This is a genomic window from Mobilicoccus massiliensis (assembly GCF_000826525.2).
GTDB classification, from domain to species: Bacteria; Actinomycetota; Actinomycetes; order Actinomycetales; family Dermatophilaceae; genus Mobilicoccus; species Mobilicoccus massiliensis.
Window position 1 is genome coordinate 55304 of record NZ_LN651331.1, and the last position, 19042, is coordinate 74345.

Annotated in this window: 18 protein-coding genes; 14 read left to right on the forward strand and 4 right to left on the reverse strand. The window is 62.8% G+C overall.

Going from position 1 to position 19042, the window contains the following annotated elements; translation table 11 throughout:
- Window positions 1-32: 32 nt before the first annotated feature.
- Together BN1197_RS13185 and BN1197_RS13190 are read left to right on the forward strand one after the other, a co-directional pair.
- Window positions 33-383, forward strand: coding sequence for a hypothetical protein (locus BN1197_RS13185; RefSeq protein WP_141397295.1), 351 nt, complete (start codon window positions 33-35; stop codon window positions 381-383).
- A gap of 76 nt (window positions 384-459) precedes the next feature.
- Window positions 460-1950: a recombinase family protein gene (locus tag BN1197_RS13190; RefSeq protein ID WP_082043890.1), complete on the forward strand. Its 1491-nt coding sequence runs from the start codon at window positions 460-462 to the stop codon at window positions 1948-1950.
- 149 nt (window positions 1951-2099) lie between these two features.
- Here the strand turns inward: BN1197_RS13190 and BN1197_RS13195 are convergent, their stop codons facing one another.
- Window positions 2100-2285, reverse strand: a complete 186-nt coding sequence (locus BN1197_RS13195; RefSeq protein ID WP_040160495.1) for a hypothetical protein — start codon at window positions 2283-2285, stop codon at window positions 2100-2102.
- Between the two features lie 345 nt (window positions 2286-2630).
- On the opposite strand from BN1197_RS13195, the gene BN1197_RS18135 reads away from it, so the two are divergent.
- From BN1197_RS18135 to BN1197_RS17150, 10 genes are all read left to right on the forward strand, one after another.
- The gene (locus tag BN1197_RS18135) at window positions 2631-2789 is read left to right on the forward strand and encodes a helix-turn-helix domain-containing protein (protein WP_390622726.1); all 159 of its coding nucleotides are present in this window, start codon (window positions 2631-2633) and stop codon (window positions 2787-2789) included.
- A gap of 640 nt (window positions 2790-3429) precedes the next feature.
- Entirely contained in the window at window positions 3430-3696 is a 267-nt protein-coding gene (locus BN1197_RS13205) for a hypothetical protein (RefSeq protein WP_040160497.1), read from the forward strand.
- The gene (locus tag BN1197_RS13210; protein ID WP_040160498.1) at window positions 3693-4016 is read left to right on the forward strand and encodes a hypothetical protein; all 324 of its coding nucleotides are present in this window, start codon (window positions 3693-3695) and stop codon (window positions 4014-4016) included. The genes BN1197_RS13205 and BN1197_RS13210 overlap by 4 nt, the downstream gene beginning before the upstream one ends.
- 3227 nt (window positions 4017-7243) lie before the next feature.
- A complete protein-coding gene (locus BN1197_RS18140) occupies window positions 7244-7462 on the forward strand; it encodes an FDXHR family putative zinc-binding protein (RefSeq protein ID WP_040160502.1) in 219 nt (72 codons plus the stop codon).
- A 328-nt stretch (window positions 7463-7790) separates the two neighbouring features.
- A complete protein-coding gene (locus BN1197_RS17135) occupies window positions 7791-8813 on the forward strand; it encodes a hypothetical protein (RefSeq protein WP_141397296.1) in 1023 nt (340 codons plus the stop codon).
- Between the two features lie 245 nt (window positions 8814-9058).
- Window positions 9059-9496, forward strand: coding sequence for an HNH endonuclease (locus tag BN1197_RS17430; protein ID WP_176489764.1), 438 nt, complete (start codon window positions 9059-9061; stop codon window positions 9494-9496).
- Window positions 9493-9711, forward strand: coding sequence for a hypothetical protein (locus BN1197_RS17140; RefSeq protein ID WP_141397297.1), 219 nt, complete (start codon window positions 9493-9495; stop codon window positions 9709-9711). Before BN1197_RS17430 ends, BN1197_RS17140 begins: the two co-directional genes overlap by 4 nt.
- 2 nt (window positions 9712-9713) lie before the next feature.
- On the forward strand, window positions 9714-10064 hold the full coding sequence (locus tag BN1197_RS17145; RefSeq protein ID WP_141397298.1) for a hypothetical protein: 351 nt from the start codon (window positions 9714-9716) through the stop codon (window positions 10062-10064).
- Window positions 10061-10399 (forward strand): hypothetical protein, encoded by a 339-nt coding sequence (locus tag BN1197_RS13230; RefSeq protein WP_040160508.1) that lies wholly within the window; start codon window positions 10061-10063, stop codon window positions 10397-10399. Before BN1197_RS17145 ends, BN1197_RS13230 begins: the two co-directional genes overlap by 4 nt.
- Window positions 10392-10619: a hypothetical protein gene (locus BN1197_RS17150; RefSeq protein ID WP_141397299.1), complete on the forward strand. Its 228-nt coding sequence runs from the start codon at window positions 10392-10394 to the stop codon at window positions 10617-10619. Before BN1197_RS13230 ends, BN1197_RS17150 begins: the two co-directional genes overlap by 8 nt.
- 2233 nt (window positions 10620-12852) lie before the next feature.
- Here BN1197_RS17150 and BN1197_RS13235 read toward each other — a convergent pair.
- Together BN1197_RS13235 and BN1197_RS13240 are read right to left on the reverse strand one after the other, a co-directional pair.
- A complete protein-coding gene (locus BN1197_RS13235) occupies window positions 12853-13794 on the reverse strand; it encodes a YeeE/YedE family protein (RefSeq protein ID WP_082043894.1) in 942 nt (313 codons plus the stop codon).
- Window positions 13795-14175: 381 nt separating this feature from the next.
- Window positions 14176-15840, reverse strand: coding sequence for an FMN-binding glutamate synthase family protein (locus BN1197_RS13240; protein WP_040161213.1), 1665 nt, complete (start codon window positions 15838-15840; stop codon window positions 14176-14178).
- 191 nt (window positions 15841-16031) lie between these two features.
- Here BN1197_RS13240 and BN1197_RS13245 point away from each other — a divergent pair, with 191 nt between their 5' ends.
- Window positions 16032-16508: a cupin domain-containing protein gene (locus BN1197_RS13245; protein ID WP_040160511.1), complete on the forward strand. Its 477-nt coding sequence runs from the start codon at window positions 16032-16034 to the stop codon at window positions 16506-16508.
- 78 nt (window positions 16509-16586) lie between these two features.
- Here BN1197_RS13245 and pgi read toward each other — a convergent pair whose 3' ends face one another.
- Window positions 16587-18266 (reverse strand): glucose-6-phosphate isomerase, encoded by a 1680-nt coding sequence (pgi, locus tag BN1197_RS13250; protein ID WP_040161215.1) that lies wholly within the window; start codon window positions 18264-18266, stop codon window positions 16587-16589.
- A gap of 218 nt (window positions 18267-18484) precedes the next feature.
- Between pgi and BN1197_RS13255 the strand changes: the two genes are divergently transcribed.
- Window positions 18485-18985, forward strand: coding sequence for an arginine repressor (locus tag BN1197_RS13255; RefSeq protein ID WP_040160513.1), 501 nt, complete (start codon window positions 18485-18487; stop codon window positions 18983-18985).
- The last annotated feature ends 57 nt before the right edge of the window (window positions 18986-19042 follow it).

The following is a 19042-nucleotide window of genomic DNA, read 5'->3' on the forward strand; positions in this document are numbered from 1 at the left end:
GATGGGAGAGGGTTATGCGGCAGGCATGGACGATGGACGCCACGCGACGAGCGGGTAAGAGCGCGTGGAATCCCAGGCTCACTGTTCGTGTCATCACCGATAAACACAGCCTGACCGACGAGAGGGAATGGGATGCTTTGGGCTCAGAGGGTGTCGAGATGATGCAGGCATTGGCAGACGTGGAGGGGGAGCCGGTGAGGCTCGATGCCGTCGCACCGTCGATGGGAGAGCATGTCCTGGTGAACGATGCTGTGCGGATGATGGCCAATCTAGATGTCGTGGGGGCAATCGAGCTTTGGCTAGAGTCCGACCACATCGTTGCTCATCTGTTCGCCGATGCACTCAGCGATGCAATCGAATGGGCAGCACAGCGCAACCACTGAGACAATGAGAGAGGGCCGAGAGGCGAGCCGGGAGCGATCCGGGTTCGCCTCTCGTGCGATGGAGAGGGCATGAACGATGAGGGCAGTCCTGTACCTGCGACTCAGCAAGGCCACCGAAGAGAGCACGAGCATTGAACGCCAAGAGCGAGACCTGAGAGACCTATGCGCCCGCGAAGAATGGGACGTTGCTCACGTGCTGGTCGATGAGGGGATCTCAGGTGGCAAGAGACGCGCTAATGCAGACCGGGCATTGAGGATGCTTGCCAATGATGAAGCCGACGTGCTCTGTGTGTGGAAGCTCGATCGGTGGTCACGCATGGGACTGTCCGCCATTGCCGACCTGGTGGACGTGCTCGACAAGCGAGGGCTGTTCGTCGCGCACATGGATGGGCTCAGGTCGGACCAGACAGCATGGAGGCTTATTGCTGCCGTGCTCTCCGAGGTGGCGAGAGCAGAGCGTGAGGCGATCACGGCGCGCGTCGCTTCGTCTCAGGCATTCATGGCACAACAGCTCAGATGGAAGGGTGGCAAGCTGCCCTTTGGCTACACATCGGGCCCGCACCCGTCAGGGGAGGGCAGGACGCTTGTGGTCATTCCAGATGAGGCGTCAGTGATTCGAGAGGCCACAGAGCGAGTCATCGCTGGGCAGACTCTCTACCGCATCGTGCATGACTTGAACGCACGTGAGATTCCATCGAAGAACGGCGGACGGTGGTCGATCAAGGTTCTAAGAGACGTGCTGTTGGGGCAAGCCATTATCGGCAGGATGACACACAAGGGGAACGTAGTTACCGATGCCGAGGGATATCCCGCACAAGCATGGGAGCCTATCGTCACTGTGGAGGCATGGCAGGCAATGCGAGCCATGATCGAACCGACGCCATTGACTGAGCCACGACGCAAAGCATCGGCATTGCTCAGTGGCATTGCACGATGTGCAGGGTGTGGCACAGCGTTGCACTACGAGCCAAGGTCGAATGGCAGAAGCCATGTGTACCGATGCCAAGCACGCAGCAGCGGGAGAGTCTGTCGTGCCGCCGTTTCGATTGCAGCGAGACAACTGGAACAGTACATCGAGAGTGAATTTCTCCGAGGATATGGAGACAGAGACGAGCTTAGGCTCACGGTGCTCGATGAAGGCGCAACCGAAAGAGCCGAGCTAACCAGTGCCATTGAGACGGTGCTAGCTCGCATGAAGGGCGCAACTAGCGATGAATTGCCACAGCTCATGGAACGGTTGCAGGAGATGAAACAGCGCGAAGCGAGCTTGCCAACGGGCACGAGGGAAGCATGGGTGCCGACAGGGAGGACGTACCGAGAGGCCTATGCAGACTCAGACATGGACGGTAGGAGGGCCCTTATCGCAAGTGTGCTGCCGACACTGCGAGTCAAGAAGAGCAAGCACCCCGGACGTAAGGGGCTCGATGTGTCGCGCCTGTTGGTGGTGTGGGGACTCGTGCCGGTGCGTCGTGCTGGTGGCGTGACGATGAGCGAGAGGTACGGAGAGCTGGTCGAGCACGACGAGCTGGGCCACGAGGTGCCCGGCGACGTGGAACCGATCGACTGAGCGGGCCCAGGGGATCGAGCGCGTGAGTCGCTGTGAGTCGATCTGCGGGCCGCTGAGCGGGTCGATGGGGGATTGCGCCCGAAGCACGCCAGAGGCCGCCACAGAGGCGCACAGAGGCCGTACGGGGCATGTCTGCCGTCGATGCCCTCTCACAGCTCGTGCTCGTGCTCGTGCAGGTGCTCACGGATCACACGAGCGGCGATGCCCATAGCAGCCGTCGAGACGAGGACGGCTCCGCAGACCTGGCACACGACGAGGCCGCCGAACGCCACGACGTGCCGTGAGCTGAGCAGTGCGCCGAGCGGATCGAGAGCGTCGAGCTGGGCATCGTCCATGCGGCGAGCTTGGCCGACGAGGGGCCGCGTGTGGGGCACGAGGTGCCCGCATGTCAGCACATCGCCGCTTGTTCTGACATGGCATGGTGTGAGGTGCGTCACACTGCGGGGCTGCCCTTCCAGATCAGGGCTCTCTTTGGTATGGGAGAAAGCGTTACGCCCTGGGCGGGGATGCCCCGCCCGACCTGGGCGATTCTCCCAGACAGAAGCGTTACACGCTGCGCATAACAAGGGTCGATTGTTCCAGTCACGGAACGTCGGCCCTCTTTCTTTTGAAGCACACGATTCAGTAGTGAAGATGAGAGGGGTGAAGAGCCAATGAACGAAGACGACCTGCCTCAGCTTATGAGCACCAAAGAAGCGGCACGCTTTCTCGATGTGGAGGAAGTAACTATGCGCGCATGGCGTGCGCGAAGACGTGGGCCGACGTTCCACCGCATCGGTGGACGGTACGTGTACATGGCTAGCGATGTGCTGGCATGGGCACGAGCCAATGACCGCTAACAGCAGCTAGCAGCAACAGATGCCTATGCGGGCATCACCTAACTTAGGAAGGGATATTGATTATGTGGATTGACGAAAGCAAGAAGACTCACGGCACCTCGTCTGAGGGCGACATTCCAGAGGCGATGCAGTGGCCGCGTGACAAACATGGCCGCTACGTGAGCGTGAGCGAGCGTCCTCGAAAGAGTGCACCGGAGCCGTATCAGGCACCCGTGCTGCGTGAAGCTGACGCACCTCCGGCGCTCGTGAACCGCGTCACGGCTCGCATGCCCGACGTGCTCTCGAAACCGCTGAGCTAGGCGCGGGCGCACGAGGGGCGGACATGCCCCTTCTCGCTAGCGCTAGTCGCGGTTTGCAGCGTCTCGGGAGCGTCCTGGTGTTCTAGTGCCCCAAGGCGCCTAGGGCGCAGAGACGGCGACTAGCGGTTGCTCTGAGGGAACGCCAGAGGGCCGGTCGTCGTGCGCGATCGATTGTCGGCGGGGGTCTTACCGTGGATTACAGACGACGCGATGGTACCGGCAAGGGGAAGTGATGCTTACTTGACGAGCACCTAGAAACACGGCAGCACACCAAAGGCCATGTCTCCATCGTGGGGCATGGCCTTTGTCATGTTAGGACATTTTAAGAGAGAGGATTGCACATGAGGACGATTGATCTAGATAAGCAAGAGCCGGTGCCAGGACTTGAACTGGTGGACCCCCTGCCCCAATGGCACATCGACATGATCAGGCAGACCATCGGCCAAGCTGCGCCCTCGCATGTGAACGGGGCCGAGCCGGAATGGCGATGCGGCGGGCTGAGGGACAAGTTCAACCTCATGCGCCTCTGCGATGCCTACCCAAGCATCAAGCGAAGGGTGGAGGCATGCCGGGCCAAGGAACGCCGTGTCTTGGGGAAGGCCGCATGACCGAGCACGAGAGCTATCGAGACGACCTAGACGTGACGCTCTCCATTGACGACAAGCTCGCAATGCAGCTCGACGGCGCGACCAGGGATGAAGTGCTGCGAGAGCTTGCCATGACAAGTTTCGAGCAAGTCGATATCGAAACAAGAGCGACCCTCTCGATCCTGCTAGGACTCGACGGCATCGAGCATGCAGCAGACGTGGCGGACCGGCTGGGTGTGAGCACGGTTGCTCTGCTCGACGCCATTGCACGAGCCGGGCTGAAGAACGCCATTCGACTTAGCAGGAATGGGCGGACGCTCAACATCCACCTAGCACGATGACAAGCGCGCATGAGCGAGACCACGAGGATGTAGGTATCCGACGTGGATCACATGATGGAGATAGGCAAGATGACTGGAAAGGAGATGGGAAAGTGATGGGCAAGGATGAAGCACTTAACGCCATGCTCGATAGCGGATCAGGGACGACCACGACCATCCGTGACCTAATGGAGCACCTCAAGGGGTGCGGTGTTGACGATGTGATGTACAGGTGCTCAAAGTGTGGAAGCATCGTTAAGGCTGAACGGTTTGCACGTTTGAGCGGCGGCAAGATCAAGACCTCGTGCAAGAGCTGCGACAATGAGCGTCGTGCAGCACAGCGGCGTGCAGCGCAGCGGCGTGCGGGCAGCGAAGCGAGCACTCAAGGTGAGTCGTGGTCGGATCGGGTCGAACGGCATCATGCAGCACTGAAGCGGCGTGGTGGAGTGCCGCGATCGGCGGAGATGGATGCACCGACTGGGCAGGCACTTGGTTGGTACATGGACGTAGCCAAGCTCGCGCCGCCGACCGGAAGAGACGTTGCTCGTCAGCTAGCGAGACTCTGCGGTGAAGATTCGGTGGTTACTATCTCTGAGCGTTCACTTGCTGACGCTGTTGGCCTGACCGACAGTGAAGGGCGTGCTAGGTCGTATGTCGAATCTGGCATTAAGGCACTCGTTAAGGCTGAGTGGCTGGAGGTGGAACATGGCGAGGGTGGGCAACCGAACGTCTACCGACTCATGCCAGGGCCTCTCGACGTGCCGATGAACGATGTCCTGATCGAGCACGACATGGCGACTTGGCAGCCCTTGGCTAGTGATGATCACAGCATCGGTGAGCCCGCCAACGACCCGGGATTGGGCCCCGCTGGGTCGCATCCGTGGGCCCACACAGAGGCCGACGAGTGGGCACTTTCGGCCGGTCTACCGGCCCGGTGCTCATGTCACAGCTAAAACGGGGTCTGACCTGCGAGGATGCTTGCCACGAGGGGGTATGGGACAAGTTGTGGCCAAAATAAGGGGCCCGCCCCCTGGGTCTGGCCAGACCTGCTTGGCAGGTCGTCGGCGACCCGTCACCGGCCCTTCGCTAACGGCGTCAGCGTTCTGGTCCTACCGGACCCCGAACGGTCACGCCATGACACTTAACGTTCTCTCATCTATCTACACATCACATCAGTGTCTACAGTCTGCTAGCTCGCAAGCTCGCTAGCTAAGACTCATCACACTAGTCGATGTAAGTCATAAGAAGACCCCCCCTAAAAAGGGGGTCTTCCCAACGGCAAGGTTAAGAGAGCTAAGGTCACTAATGTTCTCTAGTTCTCTTATAGTCTAAATAAGAGCCACTTAAGTCATTCAACGTTAGTAACAGTCGTGTCAACGTCAAGTGTCCCTCAAGACTGCTAGCGCAGTCTCTCGAAGGACGGTCACGTTAGATGACTTGAGTATAAGAACGGCAAAGGCAAGATAACTGGGGTCTAGTCATAGTTCTCATGATTCTGCCATTGCTCTTTAAGTCACTTGCAACAGTCGTGTCAACGTCACCTGTTCCTCAAGACTGCAAGCAGTCTTTCGTAGAACCGTCACGTTAGATGACAGAGGTTTAAACTCCAACGGCAAGATCAAGAGACTAACGTTAGCAACAGTCGTGTCAACGTCAAGTGTTCCTCAAGACTGCAAGCAGTCTTTCGTAGAACCGTCACGTTAGATGACAGAGGTTTAAACTCCAACGGCAAGATCAAGAGATGTTCTTCATCATTATTATTCTGCCATTGAAGGAGACCCCCGTTTAGGGGGGGGTCTCCATTGCCCAAGTCTTTAAGGACTAGATGAGCTAAACGATGGAAAAGATCAGAGGACACTAGACCTCTTAGTTGTCCGCCATTGACCTAACGATCAGTCGTGTCGATGTGCAGAGTCCAAAGACTTGCTAGCGCAAGTCCTTAACGGACTGTCACATCATCTATCTGCCATTGAACCACCGATCATCACTTTGCCATTGAGCAGATGCTCAACGAGAAGAGTCACAGCACATAGCTATTAACCTTCTCAGGCTACCAATCGAAGTACCTTTAAGAGCTAACGCAGCTCTGACCGTCACTCGACGGCACTGGCACCACCGCCCGTGCCGGGTGCTCCCGGTTCAAGGATGTCCACTGTCAACACGGTCCGGCTCAGAGGGGCATGCTCGCGTGGGGCGCTCGCTCTGGTGTTCCCTCAGAGCAACCGCTAGTCGCCTTTCACGCGCCTTGGGCGCCTTGGGGTAGGTGAGGTGCCCAAGGCCGCGAACGGCGCTAAATGCCCCACCAGCGGTAGCTCCTAGAGGCATGTCCCGTGATCGTGAGGGCAGGGTGATCCGGGCCCAGGGCGAGATATGCCCCTAGAAGCCTCTGTAGCGGACGGAGGACGCTCCGTAAGCGTCTGTGAGCGACGCACAGCCCGTCCTGGTGTCTACGGACCCTGGAGCGCTGAACGGCCCGCAGAACGGCTCTCAGGGGCTTGCAGAGCGTCCTTGCCCGGCATCACGTCGAGCATCCGGCACCGACCCAGCCGACGAGGCTCATCCGCTCTCGTGGCCAGGAAGGGCCCTGAGAGCGTCTGTGAGCCACGCAGAGCCCGTCCTGGTGCCTACGGACCCCTGACGCATGAACGTCGCTCAGAACGGCTGACAGGGCGCCTTGGGCGCCTTGGGGTAGGTGAGGTGCCCAAGGCCGTGAACGGCGCTAAGTGCCCCACCAGCGCTAGCTCCTAGAGGCATGTCCAACGACGGCGCTCGCCCTGGTGTCCCCTCAGAGCTACTGCTAGTCGCCGCCTCTGCGTCCGTGAGGCCTTGGGGGACCAGGACACCAGGACGCCACGAGGGGCGCATAGACAGCGACTAGCAGATGGTCAGAGAGGCATGTCCCGTGTCCGTCCCCTCTGCGTCGCCTGCTCTGCCCTCTGAGCCTGACGCATGGCGTCTCAGCGGCACGCCCGGCCCTCGTCGCCCGTGCGGGCGCGTCCTGCTCTGAGCTAGCGGGGGTCGCCGTTCACGCGCGCTGGGCACCTTGGGGCACCCCAAGGCACCGGGGAGCCGCGAACGGGCCTAAATGCCCAACCAGCGCTAGCTCCTAGAGGCATGTCCGACGACGGCGCGCGGTCTCGTGCGGGCGCGCCGCGAGGTTGTCGGTAGGTGTTCTTAAGGTCCGCTCGGCACTGCAACACGCAATAAGGGTCGAGTCCCGACCCGCAATCAAATAAGGAGGAATAACAATGACCAACATCATCACCCACTCGTGCGGCTCTCGCTGGACCGACAAAAGGACCGCCCATTGTGCCGCATGTCATCGGACGTTCGGCGGAACACGTGCATTCGAGATGCACCGTAAGAACCTCACCTGCGCGGACCCCCGCACGATGAAGGGCTTAGCCAAGACATCTGACCCTGTGACGGGAGAGCATGTGTGGCGACGTGCCTCACCGATGCTCTGAGCTACCGCTAGTCGCCTTTCACGCGCCCTGGGCGCCTGAAGGCACCAGGACACCAGGACACCCACAAGACGCCGCACACCGCGACTAGCGGCAGCGGGAAGCGGCATGTCTGACGGCCCTGGGGGATGCCCTCCCGCCGAATGCTCCCGCTCCCCTGCCCCGAGGTGCCCCGAGGTTGTCGGTAGGTGTTCCTAGGGTCCGTTCGGCACTGCACCTCGTGGCTCTCGACGGTCAGCCGCGATCACACATGCCACACAAGCTCGTGCTCAACACGGAGCACGTAAACGAAACGCGCCAATAACGGCGCACGAGAGAAAGGAAGACAGATATGTCTGGTAACACGAAGAGCAAGTCCACCAATGTGGTTGAGATGAAAGGAAGAAGCAACATGACTGAAGACAAGATGATGACCGACTGGATCAAGGCCTATGACGAAGCCATTGACAAGCACAATGACTTGACCATGCAGCACGGAGATGCAGAGCTTGCAGTCAATGCGATCGAGGATGCTTGGGAACGTGGCGAGGATGCTAGCAGTGCGGAAGACTACGCAATCGCCCAAGCGGACGTTAAGCGGCTCTCGTCTCTGCTGAGTGCAGCAAAGAATGACCTTGCGAACATCGAACGTGCTCGACCCAGCGACCTTCGCTTGGCAATGGCACTTAGTGAAGTGGTCAGCAACATCTTCGGTGAGACCGTCAAGGTTGCCCGCACCGATGATGGGAACGGGCTCACTCTCGTGCCCAGCGGGCAGATCGAGGTTAACAGTGGCGTGCTCAGTGGGAAGGTGCTGTTGTTTCGCGATGCAGTGAAGCTTTCCCTCGGCCTCGACACCGAAGCGCTGGACAGCGCATTGCGAGCTGAAGGTGTGTTCGCCGAGATTCGTTCACTGAAGCGCGGAAGCCGTGAGGGTGTGCAGCTCGATGTTCATTCGTACGCACCCGAAGGGTTGCCCACGGTTGCCGATCAGCCGGATCGAGACCTGCTGCATGCGCTCGCCGAGTCCGCACTCAAGGACGCCGAAGCTGCACTGCTCGCACGGGACGTCCCAGTGGCCCTCGCTCGTGATGACCGAGGACGCGTGCTGTTTGACTTCACAGCACGACACAACGTGGACGTGCATAACGGTGATGAGGTGCGGACGACGGTTGCAACGTTCGTTCCCAAGCTCATGGGCGGCTACACCGACGGTGGTGAGATTCGACGCTACACGGAGGCGATCGGGCATCACGCAGCGGCATTCCTAATGCAGGATAAGGGGCGTGCCATTCCGAACCTTGGTGTAATCACGGCCGCGCATGGCCGTGGCTTCACCGTGCAGGCGTTCACCAAAACGGCGGATGAACGATGAGCACTGCATTTGAGATTGTAGATCTTCCCCCGAAGGGGAAAGCTGGGCGCAGGCCTAGCGCGGCTAAGCCTAGCGTCATTGCGGAAGGGATGAAATGGTGTAATAAATGCCAGCGGACGTTGCCCGTTAGTGATTTCAGCAAGGACCGAGGCAAAGGAGATGGGCTGTATTTCTGTTGCCGGGAATGTGACCGGCGATCGAGTGCAGCCTGGTATCAGGCCAACAAGGAGCGCAGGTCGAAGTACATGGCTGAATGGCGTGCGGCCAATCCTGGGTACGCGGCCGAATGGTATGCAGCTAATCGTGAGTACCTGGCTGAATGGTATGCAGCCAATCGCGAGCACAGAGCTGAATGGCATGCCGAATATCACAAGGCAAACCCCCACCTACGTACGGCAGGGCTCTACCGACGGCGCGGCGGAACGTCTGAGCATGTGATCACCCTACGTGACCTTAACAGGCTGCGATACTTCCGGCAGAACAACCAGTGCGCTCTGTGCAGCGAGCCGTTCACGGATGCACCAAAGAGTGTTCACCTGGACCACATCATCCCGATTGCACGCAATGGCAGCCATTCGATCGGTAACGTCCAGTGGTTGTGCTCATGGTGTAACAAGTCCAAGAGCAACCTTCTGCCCGTCGAGTATCGCATGAAGCTTCTGAAAGAAGGGAAGGATAAATGATCCTCAACAACGGCGGCATCATGCCGTCCCGCTATGCAAGGCCGATGCCTTGGCTCGCCAGCGAAGATGGCGTTCCCAACGGCACGCCAATGACGCTTGGCTACACACACGGCTCAGGCGGCCTATTCGAATGTCCCGAGTGCCACCGCACGGAGTGGGCACCTATCGATGCCACCGTGCAATGCCACAACCACGACGACGACAAGGAGAACTAACGATGACACGGAAGACGGACGCGGCGGCAGTGAAGCGCAAGCTTTGGGTGAACCTGCGAAACAACCAGCGGGTGCCCGCTTGGCTGCGGCTCATGTCGCTTGCCATCCTCAAGTGCAACGAGGATGGAGTAGCCGCATTCAATTCGGATGAGATCAGAGAGTCATTCGGACTTGTTGGAGAGAATGCAGACCAGAGAATCCTCGATACCCTCATCGCGTACGGCTACGCCATGCCCGGCTCGACGCCCACGAGGGTTACGTTGAACCATGACAACGTCGCTGTGTGGAAAGCGCCCCACGATTCCAGCACCAACAGCGACAGCGACGAGGCACGAGAGGATGATGCTGCATGAGCACCGTCGCGGTCATGGACCCAAGCATCATCAAGTACCTGCTCAACGTCGGCGGACTGCCACTACCGATGAAGCTTGCCCTCGTGGCAGCTAAGAGCGGCGGCACCTTTAAGGGTGACGTTGAAGAGCTTCGGCAGGAAGTCGGCCCCTACAAGGGTGTAGCACCCTGGCGAGAAGATACGCTCGCCAAGAACGTTCGCATTGCCAGCGAACAGGGATTCCTCACTGAGGACTCCACGCTCAGCAGCTTCACCATCACCCGTGGCCTGATCGAGTTTATTGAGCTAGATGACGCCATCGAAGCTGTCAGCGGCGAGGAGAGCAACGATGACTAACCAATGGCAGGTTGCACGAGACGAGGCGCGCTGGGTCGAACGGGAGGCACGACGGCTCGCACATGAGGCCGACGAGCGCGACGCTGCCAAGGACGATGCGCTGGACGACAAGCCATTGCCCAGCGGGCGCCATGAAGCCTATAAACCCCCACAGATGAGGCTCAAAGGCAAGCACCCTAGCGACTACAGCTACACGCGCCCGAAGGGGTACTTTTTCTAATGGGTGGCTATGGCAAACAGAAGACTGTTACATGCCTGGTCTGCCAGCGGGTCACTTACCCGCACCGGACGGGCGTTACAGGTTCGTTCTGCTCAGTGGAACATCGAGAGCAGCACCTAAGCAAACATCGCATGCCTTCATGGCAAAGAGAACGATTCTAGGGCTGGGAAACAATGGAAGACGAGCATAGGGGCAATCAGGCTGTACCTTATGAGTTGGTCGAGCTGCCACAGGTAGGGCTGCGCAAGGGCGACTCTCGGATATGTTGTCGAGAGGGATGCACTAAGCCACGACGGCCAGCGAAAGCACAGGGGCGTCCGCCGACGACTTGTGAGGAACATGTGCCAAAGAAGCGAGGGGGTGTGCCTGGAACGTGTAGGATCGACGGCTGCACAACTAGGTTCCAATGGGGCAAGGATCGCCTCTGTCAGAAGCATTGGCGAGAGGCTAACGGACTGGCCGACGGACGGCGCAAGTACAAGCCGGGGCATGTGTTCGACAATGGCTCGACCCTCATTGAGTACACCGGCAGGAAGAACGGCGGGACGAATGGTCTCTTTCTCTGCACGTGTGGTGTGAAGTATGAAGGTCGCATTAGCTATGTGGCCAATGGGCTTATCAGCTCATGCGGTGAGCGACACAGGCACCCACACCCTCTCGTCATGGATCAAGGGTTTAGCTACTCGACACAGCATCGGGTCAAGCTCATCAGCGAGAAGGGCAGAGCAGGAGAGCACCGTTGTGCATTCTGCGATAATCCTGCACTCGATTGGGCATACCTTGGCAGTGGTGGCATTGCTGGGAGAGTAGCTGTGAGCGACCACGAGAAAGGGATGCTGTACTCAGAGAGTGCCCATGATTACGTGCCGCTGTGCAGAGCATGCCACGTGAGGCTAGATCGGAAGTGGACCCCGACGTCTGGCGAGCCGGTGCATGCAGGACGTGCGATTCTCGCGTTGCTGATCAGTGGTGACGACACGGAACCACGGAATGAAGCAACGCCGGTCAAGGTGCAAAAAAGGTGGGAGAGACCAGACGAGGAGACCGTGAGGCGACTGTTGCATGAAGGTCTGTGCATCGTGTGTGAACAGCCATTGCCTGACGATGCACACCACAGACGTGATGTGCATGAAGGCAAGTGCACAACCCTGCGGAATCGGTACAACCTTCGGAATGGGACGCGGGCTTATCGACAGCGTAAGAAGGGTATGAAGTCCGATTAAGCAGCACAGGCACCCCCTGTTAGGTCATGCGATATGGCTTAGCGGGGGGTGCTTTTTTTGTGCCCATTGGGGTGCCCTAGAGAGAAGCATATGTCATTACATGGGCTTACCAAGGGTGCGCGCGACCAGAGCTGCAATCACCCTCCGATAGGGGAGATGCAGCGAACGGGGCCCTACCCCCGGGGTGCGGGGGTCATTGGGCATGAGAAAGGGCATTCATCTTTTGACTGAAAGAACATCGCTTGCAATGCACTTGCTCATGTCACCTCGTCATCACATCGCAACGCAATGCATCACAGAATCTTTGTGGACTCGCACATCAATGCCTAACACTCACGAGATGTGACGAGAGATGTTGAGCGAGACGAGATAACGAGCGAGACGAGACGTGCAATGCAACGTGCGAGCAGGGCTGAGCTGTGCGCTGTGAGCTGTGCGCTGTGAGCTGTGCGACCACACGTCGAGCTGTGCGACGAGGGGCTGAGCGTCCCTTACGCGAGGGGCTGAGCGTCCGCCACGGAGCGTCATCCGTCCGCCAACGCGAGGGACTGAGCGTCCCTACGGAGCGTCATCCGTCCGCTAACGCCACGAGCCGCGCTGTGAGCCACGCTGAGCGACGATCGGGCCGAGAGGGGCCCTATGGCACGCAGGGGGGCGGCTCGTGCCTCACGTGGACGACGAGGGGGCAGGCGAGCCGTGAGCGACGATGGGGCACGAGGCAAGGGGACTAGCTCACGCCCACGAGGGACGCGCTGAGAGCGTCTGTGCCGGACGCTCAGGGGCGTGAGGGGGCGTCCGGTCCACGTGGTGGCTGAGAGGCGGCAGGGAGACGAGGGATCGAGCGGGGGCGAGCTGAGCCGGTCGATCGGCCCTCATGGTTCTGTGGGTGGCTGCGCATGTCTGCAGCGGACGGAGGACGCTCCGTGCAAAGGAGGGGCACCCTCGTGCCAGACGTGACGTAGCTCGATGGGTGCAGCAGGGCGCCCTCTTGCGGATGCCATCTCAGGGTTCTACCGTATGGGACGTGGATTGGTGAGCATGGACTTGCCGATCGTGCAGCCGCCGGCCAGCGCCGCACCGACGCCCATGAGCGCGCCGCCGACGACCGAGCGCACGGCGATCTGTGCCGAGGGGACACGGACGCGGAACTCACCGCTCGCCTTGGCGGCGATGAACGAGCCCACGAGGATGCCGACGACGAGCATGACGCCCCAGTCGAGGAACTTGCCGTCGCCGCTGACGAGGTAGTTCGTGAGGTTCGAGCTGGGGGTGGTGATGCCGAGGCCGTCGTTGCGGCCCGTGGCGGTCGAGAGCGGCCAGGCGGCGATCGCGATGGCGCCGATGACGAGCGCGGTCGCGAACGGGTGCCACGACTTCTCCAGCAGCACGTGCGCGACTCCACGCCGCTGCGGCGGCAGGGCGGCGACGACACGCTTGGGCTTGCTCAGGTGGTGCCACGCAGCGGCGGCGACGGCGGCGCACAGCACGGCGACGAGGATCCACGGGCTCACGCCGAGGGTGGAGTACACGTTGCGCACGGGCACGGTCTGGTCACGCATCCACGTGTTGAACGGCTCGAGCACGCCCGTCTTCATGAACGCCGAGAACAGCGCGTAGGTGAGCAGCGCGAGCCAGCTGCCGACGAGGCCCTCGCCGGCGCGGTAGTACGTGCCGGTGGCGCAACCACCCGCCATGACGATCGCGAAGCCGAAGACGAACCCGCCGACGACCACCGCGAGCAGGGGCAGATCGGCCGACTTCGGTGTGATCAGGCCGGCAGAGGTCATCGCGAAGATCCCGATGCTCTGCACGGCGATGACGATGAGGAACGCGGTGAGCCACTTGGTGTTGCGGGTGACGAAGACGTCCCGGAACGCGCCGGTGACGCAGAAGCGCCCGCGCTGGAGGACGAAGCCGAGCACGGCACCGAGAAGCAGTCCGGTGATGATCATGCGGGGGAACTCCTGGGAGAAAAGGGAGGAAAAGGACACCGCAGGCCGAGTGCCGTAGCGAGGCATCGAGGTGCGGCGGGGGTGGTGCGTGGAGCGCCGTCAGCGACCTCGTGTCACACGCGGCGACATCGCGGCCGGGGAAGCCTTCACCGACACAGATCGGCGCGCAGGCGCATGAGATCGACGTGGCGACGCCGCACGAGCAGAGGTGCTCGGAACGAGGGCGTCATCACGGAACTCCTCCGGTCGGCGGGCGGGCATCCCCATGATGCGTCACAGACCCCTAACGCCGCAACATGGCTTCCATAATGCGGGCTTATGCGGATTCGAGCGGGTGTCCGTCGCTCATCGCAGCCGTGCGCGTCCCGGCACTGCCCGCGATCAGCTCACGCCGCCCTTGTCGCCCGCGGGAATCGACTCCCCGCTCTCCTGACCCTCGTCCTCGGTGGCTCCGGCCGGGATCTCGCCGCTCTCGGTCTGGGTGGTACTGCGGTCGTCGGGGGAGTCCTGCTGCAACTGGTCCATGATCGCTACGATCGCGCGCCGGTCGGCTTCGGACGGCTGCCCCCACCAAGGCTCATAACCGTAGAGATCGCCCAGGGTCGCGGTGCTGCCGGCGGACCTGAGCATCTCGACGTCCTCCCCGCTGATGAGGGCGGGGTGAGGCAGGCCCGCGGCCTCGGCGACCTTGACGAGATCGCGGCGCAGGGTCGTGATGTAGCCGGTGACGCGCTCGGCCTTGCCCTCCGGGTCGAGGCTGCGCACGAGCCAGGGGTTCTGAGTGGCGACTCCGGTCGGGCAGTGGCCGGTGTGGCACTTCTGCGTCTGCAGGCACCCGACGGCGAGCATGGCCTCGCGGGCGACGTTGATCATGTCGGCGCCGAGGGCGAACGCGAACATCGCGTTGTCGGGCAGCCCGAGGCGGCCGGAGGCGATGAAGACGATGCGGTCACTCACACCCGCCTGCGCGAACGCCCGGTAGACGCGCGGGAACCCGACGCGCAGCGGCAGAGAGACGCTGTCGCTGAACACGAGTGGTGCGGCCCCGGTACCGCCCTCACCCCCGTCGATGGTGATGAAGTCGACGCCGCGGGAGCCGTCCTTCATGGCGTCGGCGAGGGAGTACCAGAACGACTCGTCACCGACGGCCGACTTGATGCCGACCGGCAGCCCGGTGGCGTCGGCGACCCGCTCGACGAAGTCGAGCATCGTGTCGATGTCGTGGAACGCGGTGTGGCGGGAGGGGCTGATGCAGTCCTTGCCCATGGGGATGCCGCGGATCTCGGAGATCTCCTCGGTCACCTTGGCCGCGGGCAACACCCCGCCGAGGCCAGGCTTGGCTCCCTGGCTCAGCTTGATCTCGATGGCCCGCACCGGAGCGCCCTCGACGACGCGGACGAGCTTGTCGAGGTCGAAATCGCCGTTCTCGTCGCGGCAGCCGAAATAGCTCGTGCCGATCTGGAAGACGAGGTCGCCGCCCTGACGGTGGTGCATCGACAGGCCACCCTCACCGGTGTTGTGCAGGCAGCCCGCGGCCGCGGCGCCCGCGTTGAGCGCGTGGATCGCGTTGTTCGAGAGGCTGCCGTAGCTCATCGCCGAGATGTTGACGATCGAGTTCGGCCGGAACGCCTTGCGCCTGCCGCGGGCCGCGCCCATGACCTTGGCGCACGGCACCTGCGCATCGCTGCGATGGCTGTGCGCGGTGGCCGTCGACGGCTCGTTCCCGGTGAACGTGCGGTGCTTGATGATGAGGTAGCCCTCGGTGTGGTCGAGGTCGTTGTCGGTGCCGAACCCGAAGTAGGTGTTGACGCCCTTGGCCGCGCTGTAGATGTATCGGCGCTCGTCGCGACTGAACGGGCGTTCCTCGTCGTTGCCGGCGACGATGTACTGGCGCAGTTCCGGACCGATCTCCTCGACGAAGTAGCGGCCGTGCCCGATGACCGGGAACGCGCGAAGCAGCGAGTGCTTCTTCTGGAAGACGTCGTGGACGGCCAGGCCGGCGACAGCGGCGGCGGGCAGGGCGAGGGCGGCACGCAGACGGCTCATGGCCCGAGTCTGCCGCCCCGAGGCGTCACCGGCCACCGATGTGCGCCGTCCAATTCGTCCGCCTGCGTGAGGCGCGCTTCGCGGGGTGCGGCAGGATGGCGGTACAGGCCGCGCGGCGAACGCTTCGGGGTCGCGACGACCCCAACCGTTCGGCTCGCGCACAGCCCACCACGAGGAGAGGAAGCGATCCCATGAAGATCACCGACAACGGCCCGCAGCCCAACGCCTTCGACATCGAGACCGCCACGAAGGAGAACGAGAACTACCGCACGACGGCGTGGACGGGCAAGTACCTGCAGGTCACGCTCATGTCGATCCCCGTCGGCTCCTCCATCGGTCTCGAGGTGCACCCCGAGACCGACCAGTTCCTGCGCCTCGACGCCGGCACCGGCAAGTGCGTCATGGGCGACAGCGAGGACGACCTGAGCTTCGAGCAGGAGGTCTCCGACGGCTGGTCCATCCAGGTGCCGGCCGGCAAGTGGCACGACGTCATCAACACCGGCTCGGAGCCGATGCAGGTGTACGCGGTCTACGCGCCGTCGCACCACGCGCAGGGCATCGTGCAGGCCACGGCCGAGGACGCCGAGCGCGACGAGGAGTCGGGCAAGGACGTCCCGCCGGAGTGGACCGTGCAGCCGGGCAGCGGCAAGGCCGACGGGCACGCCTGAGACACCTGGCCGTCCGCGACACGGCGCCGGCGCGCGACCTCGGTCGCACGCCGGCGCTGCGCTGTCGTGGAAGGCCCGTCAGCTCTCGCGGTGGTCGCGGTAGTAGCGGATGAGGCCCTGGGTGGAGGGGTCCTGCTGGGCGAGGGCCTCCTCGTCACCGGCGACGGCGGGGGTGACCTCCTTGGCGAGCTGCTTGCCGAGCTCGACGCCCCACTGGTCGAAGGAGTCGATGCCCCAGACGACACCCTGCACGAAGGTGATGTGCTCGTACAGCGCGATGAGCTGACCGAGCACCGAGGGCGTGAGCGCCGGGGCCATGATCGACGTCGTCGGCTTGTTGCCCTCGAACACCCGCGCGGGGACCACCGATTCGTCGGTGCCCTCGGCGCGCACCTCGTCGGCGGTCTTGCCGAACGCGAGCGCGGCGGTCTGCGCGAAGAAGTTGGCGAGGAACAACTCGTGGACGTCGGCGTCGCCGTCCTTCAACGGGTGGGCGGGGTTGGCCATCGCGATGAAGTCGGCGGGAATGATCCGGGTGCCCTGGTGGATGAGCTGGTAGAACGCGTGCTGCCCGTTGGTGCCCGGCTCGCCCCAGAACACCTCGCCGGTGAGGCACGTGACGGGAGATCCGTCCCAGCGCACCGACTTGCCGTTGGACTCCATCGTGAGCTGCTGGAGGTAGGCCGGGAACCGGTGCAGGTACTGCGCGTACGGCAGCACGGCGTGGGTCTCGGCCTCGAGGAAGTCGACGTTCCACACGTTGAGCAGACCCATGAGCGCGGGCACGTTGCGGGCGAGTTCGGTGGTGCGAAAGTGCTCGTCGATCGCGTGGAATCCCGAGAGCATCTCGGTGAAGCGCTCCGGGCCGATCGCGACCGCGAGCACCGTGCCGATGGCGGAGTCGACGGAGTAACGGCCACCGACCCAGTCCCAGAACCCGAACGCGTTGTCGGGGTCGATGCCGAACTCGGCGACCTTGTCGAGCGCGGTGGAGACCGCGACGAAGTGCTTGGCCACGGCGGACGCATGGTCGTCCGCGCCCGAGATCGCGCCGGAGGCCTCGAGGGTGTCGAGCAGCCACGCCTTGGCCATGCGGGCGTTGGTCAGAGTCTCCAGCGTGGTGAAGGTCTTGCTCGCGACGATGACCAGGGTCGTCTCGGGGTCGAGGTCCTTGGTGGTCTCCGCGACGTCGGTGGGGTCGATGTTGCTGATGAACCGGCACGTCAGGCCCTCCATGACGTACGGCTGCAGTGCCTCGTAGACCATCACCGGCCCGAGGTCGGAGCCGCCGATGCCGATGTTGACGACGGTCTCGATGCGCTTGCCGGTGATGCCCGTCCACTCACCCGAGCGCACCTTGTCGGCGAACGCGTAGACCTTGTCGAGCACCTCGTGGACGTCGGAGTCGACGTGCTGCCCGTCGACGACGAGCTCGGGGGTCGCGCCCTTGGGCCGGCGCAATGCGGTGTGCAGCACCGAGCGGTTCTCGGTGACGTTGATGCGCTCCCCGGCGAACATCGCGTCCCGGCGCTCGGTGAGCCCGACCTCCTCGGCGAGGGCGACGAGCGCCTCGATGACATCGTGCGTGACGAGGTTCTTGGAGAGGTCGACGAACAGGTCACCGGCCTGGAACGACATGCGTTCGGCGCGTTGCGGGTCCTCGGCGAACCAACGCCGCAGGTCGGGATCCATCCACGCCTCGAGCTCGGAGAGCCTGGCCCAGGCGGCGGTCTCGGTCGGGTCGATCGGGGTACTCATGGATTCGCAGTTCCCTTCGCTCGCGTACGCGCCGGTGTCGACGGGCGCCTCGACGCCCAGCCTAGTGACGCCGCCCGGCCGCGCGACCGGGTCCGCGGCGGGCATCCGCAGCGGCCGCGGCGAGTGCCTGCCGGCGTCTCCGGCTCGAGCCGGCCGACACGTCGACGGCCCGCTCGCAGGTCACCGGCACAATGGGAGGGACGACGAAGGGGGCCCACATGATGCCGAAGAGCCGCGGGGCACGACACGGGCTCATCGCCGAGATCCTCGCTCGCTCGGCGGTGCGCTCGCAGGGGCAGCTGCTCGACCTGCTCGCCGCCGAGGGCGTGGAGATCACCCAGGCCACGCTGTCGCGCGACCTCGGCGAGCTCGGCGCGACCAAGGTGCGGCACGGGCGGGCCCTCGTCTACGCGCTACCGGGGCTCGGCGGGGACCCGACGCCGCGCCCCGCGCCCGACTCCGCGTTCGTCCGGGAGCGGATCCGCAAGGTGTGCGGCGACCTGCTCGTCTCGGCCGTGCCGGCCGCCAACCAGGTCGTGCTGCGCACCCCGCCCGGCGCGGCCCAATACCTCGCCTCCGCACTCGACACGACTCCGGGCCTGGACATCCTCGGCACGATCGCCGGCGACGACACGGTCCTGCTCGTCATGTCCGACGAGCAGGCCGCCCGCGCCATGGTCGACCGTCTCGCCGCCCTCGCCGGCCCGGCGACCGATTGATCGCGACCGGCACCGCCTGATCCCGGTCGACGCGCCCGGCGCCGATGCGAGTCACAC